At 67.3% G+C, this 14,489-nt stretch carries 11 protein-coding genes; 4 read left to right on the plus strand and 7 right to left on the minus strand.

All coding sequences use genetic code 11. The features are described 5' to 3' along the window. Positions 1 to 23 precede the first annotated feature (23 nt). Entirely contained in the window at positions 24 to 992 is a 969-nt protein-coding gene (locus tag ACSFDB_RS06165) for an AAA family ATPase (protein ID WP_440770127.1), read from the plus strand. On the opposite strand, the gene ACSFDB_RS06170 is transcribed toward ACSFDB_RS06165, so the two are convergent. The 5 genes from ACSFDB_RS06170 to ACSFDB_RS06190 are packed head-to-tail and all read right to left on the minus strand — an operon-like array spanning position 978 to position 7,120. After that, complete coding sequence (locus tag ACSFDB_RS06170; protein ID WP_440770128.1) at positions 978 to 2,369, minus strand: hypothetical protein; 1,392 nt, start codon at positions 2,367 to 2,369, stop codon at positions 978 to 980. The genes ACSFDB_RS06165 and ACSFDB_RS06170 overlap by 15 nt on opposite strands. Then, a complete protein-coding gene (locus tag ACSFDB_RS06175; RefSeq protein WP_440770129.1) occupies positions 2,366 to 3,703 on the minus strand; it encodes a DUF58 domain-containing protein in 1,338 nt (445 codons plus the stop codon). The genes ACSFDB_RS06170 and ACSFDB_RS06175 overlap by 4 nt, the downstream gene beginning before the upstream one ends. Continuing rightward, positions 3,700 to 4,386 carry a DUF7269 family protein gene (locus ACSFDB_RS06180; protein WP_440770130.1) on the minus strand — a complete coding sequence of 229 codons (687 nt, stop codon included), beginning with the start codon at positions 4,384 to 4,386 and terminating at the stop codon, positions 3,700 to 3,702. Before ACSFDB_RS06180 ends, ACSFDB_RS06175 begins: the two co-directional genes overlap by 4 nt. Next, on the minus strand, positions 4,383 to 6,035 hold the full coding sequence (locus tag ACSFDB_RS06185; RefSeq protein WP_440770131.1) for a DUF4129 domain-containing protein: 1,653 nt from the start codon (positions 6,033 to 6,035) through the stop codon (positions 4,383 to 4,385). The genes ACSFDB_RS06180 and ACSFDB_RS06185 overlap by 4 nt, the downstream gene beginning before the upstream one ends. After that, positions 6,032 to 7,120 (minus strand): M48 family metallopeptidase, encoded by a 1,089-nt coding sequence (locus tag ACSFDB_RS06190; protein WP_440770132.1) that lies wholly within the window; start codon positions 7,118 to 7,120, stop codon positions 6,032 to 6,034. Before ACSFDB_RS06190 ends, ACSFDB_RS06185 begins: the two co-directional genes overlap by 4 nt. A gap of 177 nt (positions 7,121 to 7,297) precedes the next feature. Here ACSFDB_RS06190 and ACSFDB_RS06195 point away from each other — a divergent pair, with 177 nt between their 5' ends. Continuing rightward, the gene (locus ACSFDB_RS06195) at positions 7,298 to 7,630 is read left to right on the plus strand and encodes a hypothetical protein (protein WP_440770133.1); all 333 of its coding nucleotides are present in this window, start codon (positions 7,298 to 7,300) and stop codon (positions 7,628 to 7,630) included. 81 nt (positions 7,631 to 7,711) lie between these two features. Continuing rightward, on the plus strand, positions 7,712 to 8,002 hold the full coding sequence (locus ACSFDB_RS06200; RefSeq protein ID WP_440770134.1) for a hypothetical protein: 291 nt from the start codon (positions 7,712 to 7,714) through the stop codon (positions 8,000 to 8,002). A gap of 121 nt (positions 8,003 to 8,123) precedes the next feature. Here ACSFDB_RS06200 and ACSFDB_RS06205 read toward each other — a convergent pair whose 3' ends face one another. Both ACSFDB_RS06205 and ACSFDB_RS06210 read right to left on the minus strand, forming a co-directional pair. Then, positions 8,124 to 11,198, minus strand: coding sequence for an FAD-binding and (Fe-S)-binding domain-containing protein (locus tag ACSFDB_RS06205; protein WP_440770135.1), 3,075 nt, complete (start codon positions 11,196 to 11,198; stop codon positions 8,124 to 8,126). Positions 11,199 to 12,073: 875 nt separating this feature from the next. Further along, positions 12,074 to 12,958 (minus strand): 3-hydroxyacyl-CoA dehydrogenase family protein, encoded by an 885-nt coding sequence (locus tag ACSFDB_RS06210; RefSeq protein WP_440770136.1) that lies wholly within the window; start codon positions 12,956 to 12,958, stop codon positions 12,074 to 12,076. A gap of 280 nt (positions 12,959 to 13,238) precedes the next feature. Between ACSFDB_RS06210 and ACSFDB_RS06215 the strand changes: the two genes are divergently transcribed. Then, complete coding sequence (locus tag ACSFDB_RS06215) at positions 13,239 to 14,381, plus strand: thiolase family protein (protein WP_440770137.1); 1,143 nt, start codon at positions 13,239 to 13,241, stop codon at positions 14,379 to 14,381. Positions 14,382 to 14,489 lie beyond the last annotated feature (108 nt).

The raw sequence follows: 14,489 nt of genomic DNA on the forward strand, positions 1-14,489 counted from the left end.
TCTCCGCAGAACGGCGAGACGGTATGTCAGTTGCCGACGCTGCATCGACCGCGGAGGCTATCGTCGACGAGATCCTGTCTGCAGTTGTCGCCGATAGAACCGTCCTCGAGGAGGTCACCGCCGGATTGCTCGCCCGCGGGCACGTGCTGCTCGAGGACGTCCCCGGAACGGGCAAGACGCTGACGGCCCGCTCGTTCGCCACTGCGCTCGGCCTCGAGTTCTCCCGCATCCAGTTTACGCCCGATCTCATGCCAGCAGACGTCACCGGATCGTACGTGTTCGAAGAGGACACGGGCGAGTTCCGCTTTACTCACGGGCCGGTGTTCGCGAACGTCGTCCTGGCGGACGAGATCAACCGCGCGCCGCCGAAGACCCAGTCCGCGCTGCTCGAGGCGATGGAAGAGGGACAGGTAACTGTCGACGGCGAGACGCACGATCTCCCCGACCCGTTCGTCGTCATCGCGACACAAAACCCGGTCGAGCAGGAGGGGACGTTCGAGCTGCCGGAAGCCCAGCGCGACCGATTCATGGTGAAGACCTCGCTCGGCTACCCCGACGCGGACGGAACGCGCGAACTGATCGACCGCCGCGCGGACCGCGACCGACCGGATCCGACCGTCGAACCGGTCGTCGACCGCGAGGCGGTCCTCGAACTCCAACGCGTCCCCGAATCGATCACCGTCGAGGGCCCGGTCCGCGACTACATCGGCGAGATCTGTCGGGCCACGCGCCGAGACGGTCGCGTCGACGTCGGCGTCTCGCCGCGGGGCGTCCAGCGGCTGTTCGAAGCGAGTCGGGCGGCGGCCGTCCTCGACGGCCGAGATTACGTGGTGCCCGACGACATCAACCGCATCGCCGGTCCCGCGCTCGCTCATCGGCTCGTCTTGCATCCCGAAGCGAGCGTTCAGGGAACCGCTCGACGCGAGGTTATCGAGTCCGTACTGGACGACGTCGACGTTCCGTCGATGGAGCCGCCCTCACCGGAGCAGTAACCGCGCGCCGACGGCGATCGTCACGACGGCAGTGAGGACCCCCGCCGTCGCCGGCACCGACAGCGTCGGAGAAACGACCGTCGCCAGCCACAACCCGCCTGCGGCGACGGGAACGGCGACAGTTGCGACGACACCGCTCCAGCCGATCCGGACGAGCTGTGGCCGTCGCGACGCGCCCGCCGAACCGATTTCTCGCGCGAGAACCCGCCCGTAACGGCCGACGTCGTACGCGAACAGCCCCGCCGCGAGTGCGACGAGCGACGGTACGGCCGTCCGGACTGCCTCAACCCCCGTGGCGGCCGAATCGGTACTCGTGGCGATAGCGACGACACCGACCGCGAGCCCGGCGACGATCATGTTCGCGGGGTCTGGGGTGCCGACCGTCCCTATCGCTTCAGTATACCACCACAGCACGAACCATCCGCCCCCGAGAACGACCGCCGACGCCCCGAACAGTATCGCGGCGTCGTTCAAGCCGATCGGATCGGCGCGAGTACCGATGCCCGCTGCCACAGCGGACGCTCCGACCCCGAACGCGGATCCGACGACGACCGCGACGACGGCGTTGCCTCGCTCGTCCGTTCGAGACCACGAGTTCCGGGCGATACCGCCCAGAACGGTGAGCATAGCCCCCGAGACAGCCATCACGACGGTCAGTCCGCGAACGATGGTGCTGCCGGCGATCACTTCGAGGAGCGACTGGAACGGTGGTACGAACGCGGCGACCAGTGCCGTCAGTACGAGCACGACGAGCAGCAGGATCATGCCGATCACGAGCCACCAGAGCAGCAGTCTTCGCAGCGCAACGTGTGCGTCCCGGCGTCGCGGTTCGGTGAACGCAGCGGAGGGAACGACGAGCAGGCCACTGGCCAGGAGAAGGCCGGCGACGACGATCCAGCCGAGCAGGCCGGCGATACCGTGGCCGGTGGCCCACAGCACCGCCTCGAGCATCGGTTGGGGCCCGCCGATCGTCGCTGTCCAGAACACGAGCACGGCGGCGATACAGGCGGCGATCCCAGTGGACAGCGCGCCCGTTCGCGCACGCAACAACGCCGACTGCGTCGGCCACGCCGCGTCGATGTGCCCGAGGGCGACCCCGACGACCGTTCCCGCGAGCAACAGGACGATACCGAGGGCCCCGGTTGCGCTCCCGAAGGCGGCCACCACCCCGAGGACGACCGCCGGCAGTACCGCCGACGCGACCGTCGCGCGCCAGAGCGAGCCTGCAAACCCGCGTATCGTCGCCGCGAGCGCGAGCCCGGCCACGATACCGACGGCCGCCATCGGATCGTGCACGGTCAGCGCGAGCGTGCCGACGACTGCGGCGACCACGATCGCTCGCGCCGTCGTCGACGGGAGCCGCTCGTCGACGGTCATCGATCACCCGCCTCCCCAATAGCATCGTGCAACACCAGCCCGAGCGGTCGCTCGAGTTGCCAGTCGACAACGCGAGCGCCGGTCGCTCGGACGCGGGCGAGCCGATTCCGTCGATCGAGCGCTTCCAGTCGCGTCGCGACGTCGTCGCTACCGGTGGTGACGTCGGGTGAGATCACGCGGACGGCGTAGCCGCGCGCCCAGAGCATCTCGACGAGCTCGGCCGGCAGATCGTCGACGAACGAGGAAAACAGGTACACCTGGGCCTCGCCGGGGAGTAGCTGGGGAAGGGTCTCGAGCGGGTCCCCCTGTCGCAGTCGGGCGCTGGTGGTGCCGACGGAGTCGGCACCCCACGTCGCACGCAGCAGGTCCACCGCGCGCCGTCGCGTCGTCGGATCGGCTCCCGGTGAAACGGTCGACAGCTGACGGTCGTGAACGCCGACGACGCCGGTCGGATGGCCCCCCGCCACGAGCGCCTCGAGGGTCCGTTCGGCGGCGGTGCCCGAGAGTTCGATCGCCGGAAGCTGTCCGGTCGTCGCCGCGCGAAACTGGCTGGATCGGGCGTCGACGACGCAGACGATCCGGGTCGCCCGCTCGGCCCGGTACTCGACGGTCGCCAGCTCCCGCGTGCCGGCGTACCGACGCCAGTCGATCGCGCCGACCGGGTCGCCCGACTGGTACTCCCGGACGGCGTAGAACTCGACGCCGCTGCCGCCCTCGTCGGTCGGCACCTCGCCGGCGTAATCGTTCGTCCCGCCGCCGAGGGGCACCGTCTCGACGGGTGGCAAACAGCGAACCGTCTCGTCGCCGGCCACGTTCGCCGTCCACGTCTCCGCCACCGTCCCCGTGAGATCGCGGGTCCGGATCGTCGCGTCGCCGAACGCGTGCTCGCCGCGGCACAGTTCGACCGCGTACTCGACGGTCGCCTCCGCGTCCGGCTCGAGGGTAACGCACGCCCGGGGCGATCCCGAGACGACCGACAGCGCCTCCGGAACGCCGTCGACGACGCGCAGATCGACGATCGGCTCCGAGCCGACGTTCCGGACGGTCGTTCGCACCGTGACGGTGTCGCCGGGGTCGCCGGAGCTGTCGTCCGCCCCGGTGTCGAAACCGCCCGACTCGCCGTCCGCACCGTCGTCGACGGCGAGTTCCCGCCGGAGGCGCACCGTCGCGTCCTGCCGGGTTCCGACGACCGCGGCGACGACGTACCAGAGGGGTACCGTGGCAGCGGCGACGAGCAGCTGGCTGCCGACGACGATACCGATTCCCGCGAGCGATAACGCGGCGACGAGTCCCCACTCGCCGCGGCCGAATCGGTCGATTTCGCGCTCGCTCACGGGTCCGCCTCCTGCCGATCGGCCGCACGCGTTCCGGTCTCGATCGCGTCGATCGCCTCGAGCGTGCGCCCTACACGACGGTGATGGGCTGCGCCGGGATCGACCGCGCCGCGCAGTCGCTCGGGGAGCGGCTGGCCCAGATCGTCCGCGAGAAACGCCGCGGCGACCGGGTCGTCGGTCCACGTCCCCGAGCGGACGGCTTCGCGGGCCGCCCCGGGCTCGAGTCCGCGTCGGGTGCTGACGACTCGAACTGCACCCTCGGCGAGGCGGTCGTGGATTGCCGCGGTTCCGTCGTTCGTCTGACACCGATACCAGCCGCGAGCCGCGGTGTCGAGTCGCCATCCCGTCTCGCGGCCGACCTGCCGCTCGGTGCGGGTCGTGGCGGCTTCAGGAGGCGGGCCCGTGACCATCGTCGGGATGGTCGGCTGGGCGCTCCCCCGCGCCCACCAGAGCGCGGCGATCACGATCGCGCCGCCGATCGCCGGAATCAGGACCGCGATCGGGTACAACAGACCGGTGAGCGGTCCGCCGATCGGGACGAATCCGCCGAGCAGCACCGCACCGGCCGCCAGCGTGACGCCGGCCGCGACCAGCACGACGGCGATCCGCTCGGGATCGACCGAGGCGATCCGATCGGTCGGGTCGCGCCACAACTCGGTGAGCGATCGTCGACGACCGCTCATTCCGATCCCTCCTCGCTTTCGTCCGAATCGACCTCGTGATCGATCACGTCGTCCGCCGCGGCCCGCGCCGCTTCGACGCGGTCCGGCGACGGTTCGCGATCGCCGTACTCGACCTCGCGGAAGATCGAGACGAGTCGGGACACGCTCGCGGCCGGAAACCCTGCGGCGAGCGCGTCGCGGGCGACCTGCCCCGGCGTCCGCGTCTCCCGCTCCTCGACGCCCAGTCGGTCGAGGAACGCGTGCCACGCCGTTCGGACCTCCGCGCGCGGACCACGCGGTGCGAGCGGTTCGTCCGCCAGCTGCGGACGGGGACGATCGTCCGCGGACTCGTCCGGGTCCTCGCGCTCGTCGTCGAACCCGAATCGGTCACGGAACAGCGACCCGACGGAGTGCTCCGATCGGTTCGGCCCGCGGAGGAGCGAACCGAGCGACGGCAGCGATCCGAACGCGGTGCCGAGCGACGAGAGGGCGGTGCCGAACGAGCGACGCCCGCCGCTGATGCCGGGACGTGGAATCGAGAGCGACGGCATCGATATCGACGGCAGTCGGAATCGGCTGAACGAGTTCGCGGGCCGTCTTAGCAGATCTGAGAGCGCCGCGAGCAGATCCGCGAGCCCGACGAAGATCCCGGTCGAGAGGCGATTGCGACGGGACTCGTGGGTGGCGGCGAAGCGCAGATACGTCACTGCCCCGCCGATGAGAAATCCGGGCCCGAACACGACCAGCACCGTCAACCGGAGGTAGAGGTTCTCGACGCTCGTCGTCGCGGTTTCCTCGCCGACCTCGACGGAGACCGTCGCCGCGTCGTCGATCGGCAGCCACACTCGCGTCTGGCCACCGTCGTCGGTCGTCGTCGAGCCGCCGCCCTCGAGCGACACCGTCGCGTTCGGGACGGCGGCCCCGTCAGCCGACACCTGAACGGGTGCTGGTGAGCCCGGAAACAACACCGGAGAGGTGAATCCGATCTCCGGTTCGGCGACGTCGACGGTGCGCTCGCCCTCGACGGGACCCCGTTCGACGCGAAGGTCGACTGGACGGGCCGTATCAGGAAGCGGGACCGTCGCCGTACCGTCCTCGTCGGTGGTCGCGACGGATTCGCCGTCGAGGAAGACCGTCGCGTTGGAGACGGGGGTCGAACCGACCGCGACGGCCACCTCGAGGTCGCGAGCCGGGACAGCGCCGCCTTCGGGCTCGATCGTCGCCGCCGTCTCGACGTCGACCGTCCGCGACTGGTTCGTATCGGGGACCGTTACGTTCATTTCCTCCGCGTAGGGGACGACAACGTTGATCGAGCCGAAGTCCGTCTCCCCGACCGATTCGCCGTTCACTTCGACGGATTTCTCGTTGAAGCGGCCGGTGTCGTCAGGCGAGACTGTGACGTCGTTCCCTGGTTCGAGATCTCCCTCGATCACGATATCGTGCGAACGGTCGTCGGTACCGCTGTCGTCGTCTCGATCGGCGTCAGTATCAGTTACGTCTTCGGTCGGGTTCGACGAGGGCGCGACCGACTCCCAGTCGCCGGCGGACGTCCCGCCGTCCACCGACGCCGGCGACTCGAGTCGGGGATCGGCCGCGGGCAGCGCACTGGCGACGACGAGCAGACAGCACATGCAGCCGAGGGCGAACAGCAGTCGACGCGTTCCCGTCACGATACGTCCTCCAGTTCGGTCGCGACGGCGGAGAGTCGCCGCACCCGTTCCGCCACCGGCGGATGCGTGTCGGCCGAATCGATCGACTCACGGAACGCGGGCGTGCTCCCCTCGAGCCACCCAGTGATCCGTTCGCGGCGCTGCTCGGACGTGGCCGGTCGCCGAATCGTGGGCAGCGAGGCCGTGTCGCGGCCCGTGACGAGTTCCGACGGGATGATACACAGGGCGCGGGTTCTGGCCCGCCGAAGGTCCGTCGCCGGGGGTTCCGTCGTCTCGGCGAGCGTCACCAGCGCGGTTGCAAGCGCCAGCGGCGCGCCCGTGATTCGGGCCGCCGCATCGTCGGCTGCGAACTCTCGCGTCTGCGAGAGCGTCCGGGTCGCCCAGTCCGCGACGATCGGGAACAGCCAGATCACGGGTGCGACGAGGACGTACGTCAGCACGACCAGCGGGAGAAACCACTGTAGCGCGACCCGCCCCTGGTCCGACAGCGCGCGCCGATCGTAAACCGCCCGCCGTGCGAGCCGCGCGGCGTGATACGTTCGGTCGGCGACCTCCAGAAACAACGTCGTGATCGTCATCAGCGTCACGTCGCGGTTAGCGATGTGGGCGATCTCGTGGGCGAGGACCGCTTCCAGTTCGTCGGCATCCAATCGGTCGATCAGGCCCGTCGTGACGACGATCGTCGCGTCGGTCAGCCGACCGATCGTGTAGCAACTCGCTACCTCGTCGTCGACGACGCGAACGGCCGGTTCGGGGACGTCGACGGTCATCGCTAGTCGTCGCACCGTCCGCGCGACCGCGTGCGATTCGTCGCCGTCGGCGCCGCTCGTGCCCGAGAGCACGCGCCGATAGCCGTAATACGCCTGCGCCGCCAGAAACCCGGCGACCAGCACCAGAGATGTCGACCACGAGACGGGCAGCCGGACGAGGTCGACGCTGACGGTCCCGTGCTGGAGCAACACGATGGCTCCACCGACGACGCTGGGCAGCAACACGCCGTAGGCCCACAGGAGCGCGAACACGAACAGGGCGTTCATCCCGACGAACACCGCGAGGACGCCACAGATCCGCAACCGGAGACTCATGGAGGGGTATTGATGTACCATCTCGAGTCCGTAACTAAAAATTTTCCGTGTGGTATCATATTCCTCGGTTACGCATCCGTGAGGGTTCGCGGCCCGTATCACGGCGACGGCTCACCCGACATCGGCGTTTCGCGCGAAGACTACAGCGTTCAAGGACGGCGATGTCGTACCCCGACCATGCGCGTTCTGACCTACATCTACAACGCCGACACTGCCGCCGAACACGTCGACCGCGTCCTCGAGCGACTCGAAACTCGCGAGGAGGACCTCGAGTACCAGAACGTCGCTGCGGCCGAGAACCGCGACGACGCCATCCGGGAGGCGACGTTCGCGATTCGAGAGTCCGTCCGGATCGGGCGAGGTCCCGGCGAACTCTACGACGACGAGGGGAGTCCCGACTTCTCCGCCGGCGCCCTCATCACGCAGGCGCCGACGGGTCGGCGAACGATTCACGTGGGGACGGAGGCACTCGAGGCACTCGATACTGACACACCCGACTCCCCCCGGTAGCGTCGTCCGTCCGCTCTCGAGCGAACGGCGCACGGGGGTGTCATCGAACCAACTATACTCGTCGAGAAACTGGTACAACCTATGGCGAGTCGATGGACGCAGATCGCAACCGGATTTCTACTGAGCGGCGGGCTTCTGGCGATTTTCATTGTGCTCTCCGTTCCCGAGTTGCCGCTTTCGTCCTGCACTGACGTCGGCTACAGCGGTACCGAGCCGCCGGGTGGGTTCGAGTACTACGAGTTCTCTCTGGGATGGGTCGCCTACTCGCCAGACGGCGGCGTAAACCGGTGTGATACGCCGGTTGTAACTATTGCGGTCGGATTACTCGCTCTCGGGAGCGGAATCCTCGCCGTCGACCGCTGGTACCGGTAACTCCGCGTCTGCACCGATCGGTCCGCCCGTGGCGCATCCGAGTCACTCATCGGCGACGATCGAGTCGGCGGCGAGCCACGACTCGAGATCCGCGCCGAACCGCCTCGTTCGACTCCTCACCTCACTCGAGCGCTGCGTCGACGAACTCGATCGGCGTCGGCGGCTCCTCGGTCGCGCCGGGGCGGTTCTCGAGTTGGGTTCGACAGGACGCGCCGGGGGCGACGATGCGCTCGCCGTCGCTCTCGTCGACCTGCTCGTACAGGATCGAGGCGATGGCGTCGCTCATCGAGGCGTGCTCGGCTTCGTAGCCGAAGGAGCCGGCCATCCCGCAACAGCCCGAGTCGAGCGGCTCGACGGCGTAGCCCGCCCGCCGCAGGACGCCGACCGCGTGGTGGTCCTTCCGGGTCGCCTTCTGGTGGCAGTGGCCGTGGTAAGTGAGCGCCTCTCCAGCGGCGTCAGCGTCGAAGGCGATCTCCTCGTCCAGTCGGAAGGCATCGATATACTCGCAGACGCCGTAGGTCGCGCCTGCCACCTGCACCACGCGCTCGTCGGTGAGCAGGTCGCCGTAATCGAGCTGGAACATGACCGCGTCCGAGGGCTCGATGACGACGATCTCCCAGCCGTCCTCGACGAGCGGGGCGAGCTTCGAGACGTTCTCGTGGGCCGTCTCACGGGCCGTCTCGAGGAAGCCCTTCGAGTACGCCGGCCGGCCCGTGTCGCCGAGTTCGTCGGGGACCGTGACGTGGACGTTTGCGGCCTCGAGGACGCGAACGGCGGCCTTTCCGGCCGCGGGATGGTTGTAGTTCGTGTAGGTGTCGGGGTAGACGACCGCCTTGCGGTCGGCCTCCTGCTCGCTAATCTGTGCGCCGCCACGGCGGTCGAACCAGTCCCGGAACGTGTTCGCGTGGAACGTCGGCAGCGAGCGACTCGAGTCGATCCCCACCGTCGCCTCGAGGAGTTTCCGCGCCCCGGGGAGCTTCGACGCGGTGTTCGAGAGCGGCGCGAGACGCGAACCCCACGCCGAGAGCGTTGCGACGTTCGCGAAGAGCCGATCCCGAAGCGTCGAGCCGTTGCGCTGGTGGTACTCGTGGGTCACTTCGGCCTTGAGCTTCGCCATGTCGACCTCGCTCGGACAGTCGATGGCACAGCCCTTACAGCCGATACACAGCCCCATCACCTCCTCGACGAACTCGTCGGAGAAGGCCTCTCCGGGCTCTAAGTCGCCGCTCATCGCCTGTCGAAGTCCGTTCGCCCGTCCGCGGGTGGTGGTGATCTCCTCGCGGCTCGCGCGGAAGGTCGGACACATCACGCCGCCGGTCGTCTCCTGTTCGCCGCGACAGCCGCCACAGCCGTGACAGAGTTCGACCATCCCCTGCATCCCGTTGTCGTTTTCCCAGACGAGTTCGGGCTCGAAGCCGGCCTCGAACTCGTAGTCGGGATCGAACCGCAGGTGTTCGCGCAGGTCGGTCGGATCGTCCTCCCGGAAGACGACCTGTCCCGGATTGAGGAGCCAGTCGGGATCGAACGCCGTCTTCAGGTCCTGGAAGCTCCGCCAGAGTTCGTCGCCGTAGAGCTTCTGGTTCCACTGGGTTCGAGCGCGTCCGTCGCCGTGTTCGCCCGAGACGCTCCCCCCCAGTTCGACCACGAGATCGGTGACGTCGTCCGCGATGCCGTGGAGCTGATCGATGCCGATCTCGGTCTTCGTGTTCACCAGCGGCCGGATGTGGAGGACGCCGGGGCCCGCGTGGGCGTAGAAGGCGGCGTAGGTGTCGTGCTCTTCTAGGATCGACTCGAAGCCCTCGACGAACTCCGGAAGCTGGGCCGGCGGGATCGCCGTGTCCTCGATGAACGAAATGTGTTTCTCGTCGGTCGTCCGCGAGAGCAAGATCGGAAGCCCGGACTTGCGGAGTTTCCAGAGCTGTGCGCGCTCTTCTTTTTCGTAGGCCTCGAGCGCTTCGATGGCGAGCGTCTCGGCCTCCGTTTCGGGCGCGTCTGCGGACGGCTCCCCGGCCGGCGTCGCCGACGGGAGGCGGTCGGCGAGCAGGCCCGCCACCTGCGCTTTCCCGTGGTCGGCATCCTCGGCGTAGAACTCGACCAGCAGGACGGCGTTCGTCCCGTCTGGGAGGATCTCGGTGACCGGCCCGAACTCCGCCGTGTCGCGGGCGAGATCGATCAACACGTCGTCGAGCACCTCGACCGCGGAGGGGTCGTGGGCGAGGATCGGCTCGACGTCCCGCATCGCGTCGTGGAGGTCCGAATAACACAGGAGGGTGACGGCTTTCGTTTCGGGGATGGACTCGAGCGAGACCGTGGCCTCGGTGACGATGGCGAGCGTCCCCTCGCTGCCGGCCAGCAGGCGCGCGAGATTGACGGTTCCCGGCTCGCCGGTGTCTTCGCCGCCAGGCATCGTATTTCCGCGAGCCTCCGCGACGAGTCGATCGAGGTTGTAGCCCGAGACGTTGCGTTTCAGGTCGGGGTAGGCCTCCTCGATCAGGTCGCCCTCCTCCTCGAGAATCCGGTCGACTTCGGCGTAGATCCGTCCCTCGAGGTCGCCGTCCGGATCGGCGCGGTCGGAGATCTCCTCGAGCGTGACCTCGCCGAACGTCGTCACGGTGCCGTTGGAGAGCACGGCTTCGACCTCCTCGATGTAAGCGTCGGTCTTGCCGTACTTCAGCGAGTGTGAGCCCGTCGAGTTGTTGCCGATCGCGCCGCCGATGGCGCTCTTGTCGCCCCACGCGGGGTCGGGTGCGAACTTCAGGTCGTGGGTGGAAAGCGCCTCGTTCAGCGTCCCGAGGATCGTCCCGGGCTGGACCGTCGCCGTCCGGCCGTTCGGATCGATCTCGAGGATTTCGTTCATGTGTCGCGAGAAGTCCAGTACGACCGCGCGGTTGACCGTCTGCCCGGCGAGACTCGTTCCGCCGCCCCGCGGGAGCACCGGTATCTCGCGCTCGGCGCAGTACTCGAGGATGCCGGAGACGTCGGCCGTCGACTCCGGGAACGCGACCGCGATCGGCGTCAGCTCGTAGGGGCTCGCGTCGGTCGCGTACAGTTCACGGGAGTAGGAGTCCGCGCGGACCTCACAGTCGACGAGGGTCTCGAGGTCGTCGACCAGCGCCGGACGATCGACGTCGTCGCTCCGATAGTCGTAGTTCGCGCGTCGGTCGGCGGCCGGGTCGGCGCTCGGCTCCAGAGACATACCGTGTAGTAACGCACAGACGGCTAAAAGCGTCCGGCATTAGCCGACCCCTCGGTCGCGTCCGGACGGAAACGCGGCCGCTACGGATGAATCGTGTTGGTATCCGAGACTGACTCGCGATGTCGGCTGGCCGTCCGCGAGTTTTCGGGTCGCCCGAGCGAACGGTATCCGTCTCTCGAAGGGCGTAGTAACGGGAAGTCGGCGTTCTGGTGCGATGAACCGACTGGTCGATCGGAGCGGATCTCGAGGCTCCTACTCGCCCGTTAGGGGTGACTCTGGTGGTGATCGAGTTGAAACGGCCCCGTCGTTTTCCCACGGACGCCCCCGGGGCCACCGTCCAGCCGACGGACGGCACGCTCTTTTGGCTGCCAACGCGAACAAGCGATGTGCCTTACTAGTTGGGGTATCCGGTGGCAGAGTCAGCGGCTGGAAACACCCTCACAGGAACTCCCGCTCCACCGCCGAGAAACCGGCTGGGAAACCTGCATTTCGGTTCTTCTACCACATTCCATATTATTTCCTCCATTATATATGTCGTTTTTGCAGTAGGTCTGGGAGCGTTGCTGACGTTTACGTCAAAACCCCCTTTTAGAGCGTCAGAGCACTGCTACAGAGTTCTAAGAGACGGTTCGATCGGAAACCGTGGGCGGCGTACAGATTCGGCGGGCTCCCTCGAGAGACCGAGTCAAATCACCGTACAGATCGTCAAGGGCGATGGATCTGTGGTTATTGTCCGCGGAACCGAGTTCTCGTTGCTATCGGTTAGTCTGATATCGGAGAGGAGAGTGGTTCGTAGATTGGTCAGATTCAACATGGTTATCATTCGCGAATCCGCTACCAACGAGTGGACGATACTGACCGTCGAGCGTCCGAGCTCAGTCGTCGCCCCAGTCGCCACTCATCTCGACGCGTTCGCCGTCCTCCCAGACGTAGTAGCCCTCGCCGGTTTTCTTGCCGAGATTGCCCGCACGGACCTTCCGGCGCAGCGACTGCGGCGGCTTGAACCGCTCGCCCAGCTCCTCCCGGAGGTGTTCGGCGATGTGCAGCCGGACGTCGAGGCCGACGTGATCGGTCAGCTCGAGGGGGCCCATCGGATGCCCGTAGCCGATCTCCATCCCTTCGTCGATGTCTGCGGGGCTGGCGACGCCCTGCTCGACCATCCGGATCGCCTCGAGACCGAGCGCGATCCCCAGTCGCGAGGTCGCGAACCCGGCGGTGTCGCGGACGACGACATCTTCCTTCTCGATCCCCTGGACGTAGTCGACGGCGAACGCCTCGGTTCGCTCGTCGGTCTGCTCGGCGATGATGATCTCCACCAGATCCATGATGTGGGGCGGGTTGAAGAAGTGGAGTCCGACGGCGCGCTCGGGGTGTTCGAGCGCGCTGGCCATCTCGGTTACCGACAGCGAGGAGGTGTTCGAGGCGATGACGGTGTCCTCGCTCGCGGCGTCCTCGACGTCCGCGAAGACCTCTTTCTTCAGGTCCATGTCCTCCGGTACGGCCTCGACGACGAGGTCGGCGTCCTCGACGGCCGCTGCGAGATCGGTCGTTCCGTCGATGCGCTCGAGGGTCGCTTCCATCTCGTCTTCGGTAAGCTTGTCCCGGTCGACGCCACCCTGGAGGTTGGTACGGATCCCCTCGAGCCCGTTCTCGACGAACTCCTCCTCGATGTCCCGCAGGACCACGTCGTGGCCCGCCATCGCCGACACCTGCGCGATCCCGTGTCCCATGCTTCCGGCTCCGAGCACTGCGATTTGCATACGTGGAGCCACTGCAGAAACTATCAAAAGCGTTCCCTTTCGAACAAACGGCGTCAGTACGCGCTCGGCCCGTGATGCCGTTGCTCAAGTCGAATCAGCCCACGTGGCGCGCGCTGTCGATCGCTCAGGGGCGATCGACAGCGCGCGCCACCGCGACGTATTCGCTCTGTGCTGAATACGACTCCAGTCCCTCGTCGGTCGCTCACTGAACCACGGATGCACGGTCGAATGACGAAGAACGGAGCTACTTTGGGTTCAGAGCGCGAGTCATTCAGTACCAATGAACGACCAGCAGCCAGTGATCGTCGAGGCAGTCAGGACTCCACAGGGGAAACACGGCGGCGTCTTCGCCGAAACCGGCAGCGAGGAGCTTTCGGTCCCGCTCGTGAACGCGATGCTCGAGCGAACCGGACTCACCGGCGACGACGTCGACGACATCCGGTGGGGCTGTGCGAAGCAGGTGAACGAACAGAGCAACAACATCGCGCGCGTCATCGCGCTCTGCTCGGATCTCGGCGAAGAGGTTCCGGGAACGACTATCGACCGGCTCTGTGCCTCCTCCGCCGAGGCGATCATGAGCGCCAGCGACGCCATCCGAGCGGGCCAGCGCGACGTCATCGTCGCCGGCGGCGTCGAGAACATGTCCCGCAACGAGCGCCGCAAGGGGATCGACTCCTACGACGGCATCGCCGAGCAGTACGACGCCGCGGGGCTCGCGATGGGGCAAACCGCGGAAAAAGTCGCCCGCGAGTACGACATCTCCCGCGACCGACAAGACGAGTACGGCGCCCGGAGCCAGCAGCGCGCCAACGAAGCCACGGAAGCGGGCACGTTCGACGACGAAATCGTCCCGATCGACACCGGTGAGCAAGTCGTCGAGGAAGACGAAGGCCTGCGACCCGGCACCACGAAGGAGAAGATTTCGGGGCTCCCGCCGGCCTTCGAGGAGGACGGCACCGTCACCGCCGCCAACGCCTCGCAGGTTTCGGACGGGGCCGCGGGTGTCTTGATCACGAGCAAGGAGTTCGCCGAAGACAACGACCTCGAGATCAGCGCCGAAATCGAGGATCACAACGTGGCCGGCGTCGATCCGACGGTGATGGGGATCGGCCCGGTTCCCGCCGTCCGCGGCATCTGGGAACGCAACGGCCGCTCCGCGGGGGACTACGACCGCGTCGAACTCAACGAGGCGTTCGCCAGCCAGACGCTGTACTGTCAGGACGAACTCGGCTTCGATGACGACGTTTTCAACGTCAACGGCGGCGCCATCGCCATCGGCCACCCGCTGGGTGCCTCCGGCGCCCGGTTGCCCGTCTCGCTGATTCACGAACTCGAGCGCGAGGGCGGCGGACTCGGCCTCTCGACGATGTGCGTCGGCTACGGGCAGGGCGCTGCGGTCGAGTTCCGGGTTCCGGAGCAGTAACGGCACGCAGTGGAACTCGAGCCCCGTTTTCTGCACGCTACGACTCGAGCAACGGCTATCGAATCACGGTTACGCTCGAGTATGTGCACAGACGGTGCTCGAGCAGGG

Source organism: Natronorubrum amylolyticum (genome assembly GCF_052040145.1).
Classification (GTDB): Archaea; Halobacteriota; Halobacteria; order Halobacteriales; family Natrialbaceae; genus Natronorubrum.

What these genes read in the sequence shown, in the direction of transcription:
- ACSFDB_RS06165 (WP_440770127.1), top strand. Translation starts at nt 24, where the DNA reads ATGTCAGTTGCCGACGCTGCATCGACCGCGGAGGCTATCGTCGACGAG.
- ACSFDB_RS06170 (WP_440770128.1), bottom strand. Translation starts at nt 2,369, where the DNA reads ATGACCGTCGACGAGCGGCTCCCGTCGACGACGGCGCGAGCGATCGTG.
- ACSFDB_RS06180 (WP_440770130.1), bottom strand. Translation starts at nt 4,386, where the DNA reads ATGAGCGGTCGTCGACGATCGCTCACCGAGTTGTGGCGCGACCCGACC.
- ACSFDB_RS06190 (WP_440770132.1), bottom strand. Translation starts at nt 7,120, where the DNA reads ATGAGTCTCCGGTTGCGGATCTGTGGCGTCCTCGCGGTGTTCGTCGGG.
- ACSFDB_RS06195 (WP_440770133.1), top strand. Translation starts at nt 7,298, where the DNA reads ATGCGCGTTCTGACCTACATCTACAACGCCGACACTGCCGCCGAACAC.
- ACSFDB_RS06200 (WP_440770134.1), top strand. Translation starts at nt 7,712, where the DNA reads ATGGCGAGTCGATGGACGCAGATCGCAACCGGATTTCTACTGAGCGGC.
- ACSFDB_RS06205 (WP_440770135.1), bottom strand. Translation starts at nt 11,198, where the DNA reads ATGTCTCTGGAGCCGAGCGCCGACCCGGCCGCCGACCGACGCGCGAAC.
- ACSFDB_RS06210 (WP_440770136.1), bottom strand. Translation starts at nt 12,958, where the DNA reads ATGCAAATCGCAGTGCTCGGAGCCGGAAGCATGGGACACGGGATCGCG.
- ACSFDB_RS06215 (WP_440770137.1), top strand. Translation starts at nt 13,239, where the DNA reads ATGAACGACCAGCAGCCAGTGATCGTCGAGGCAGTCAGGACTCCACAG.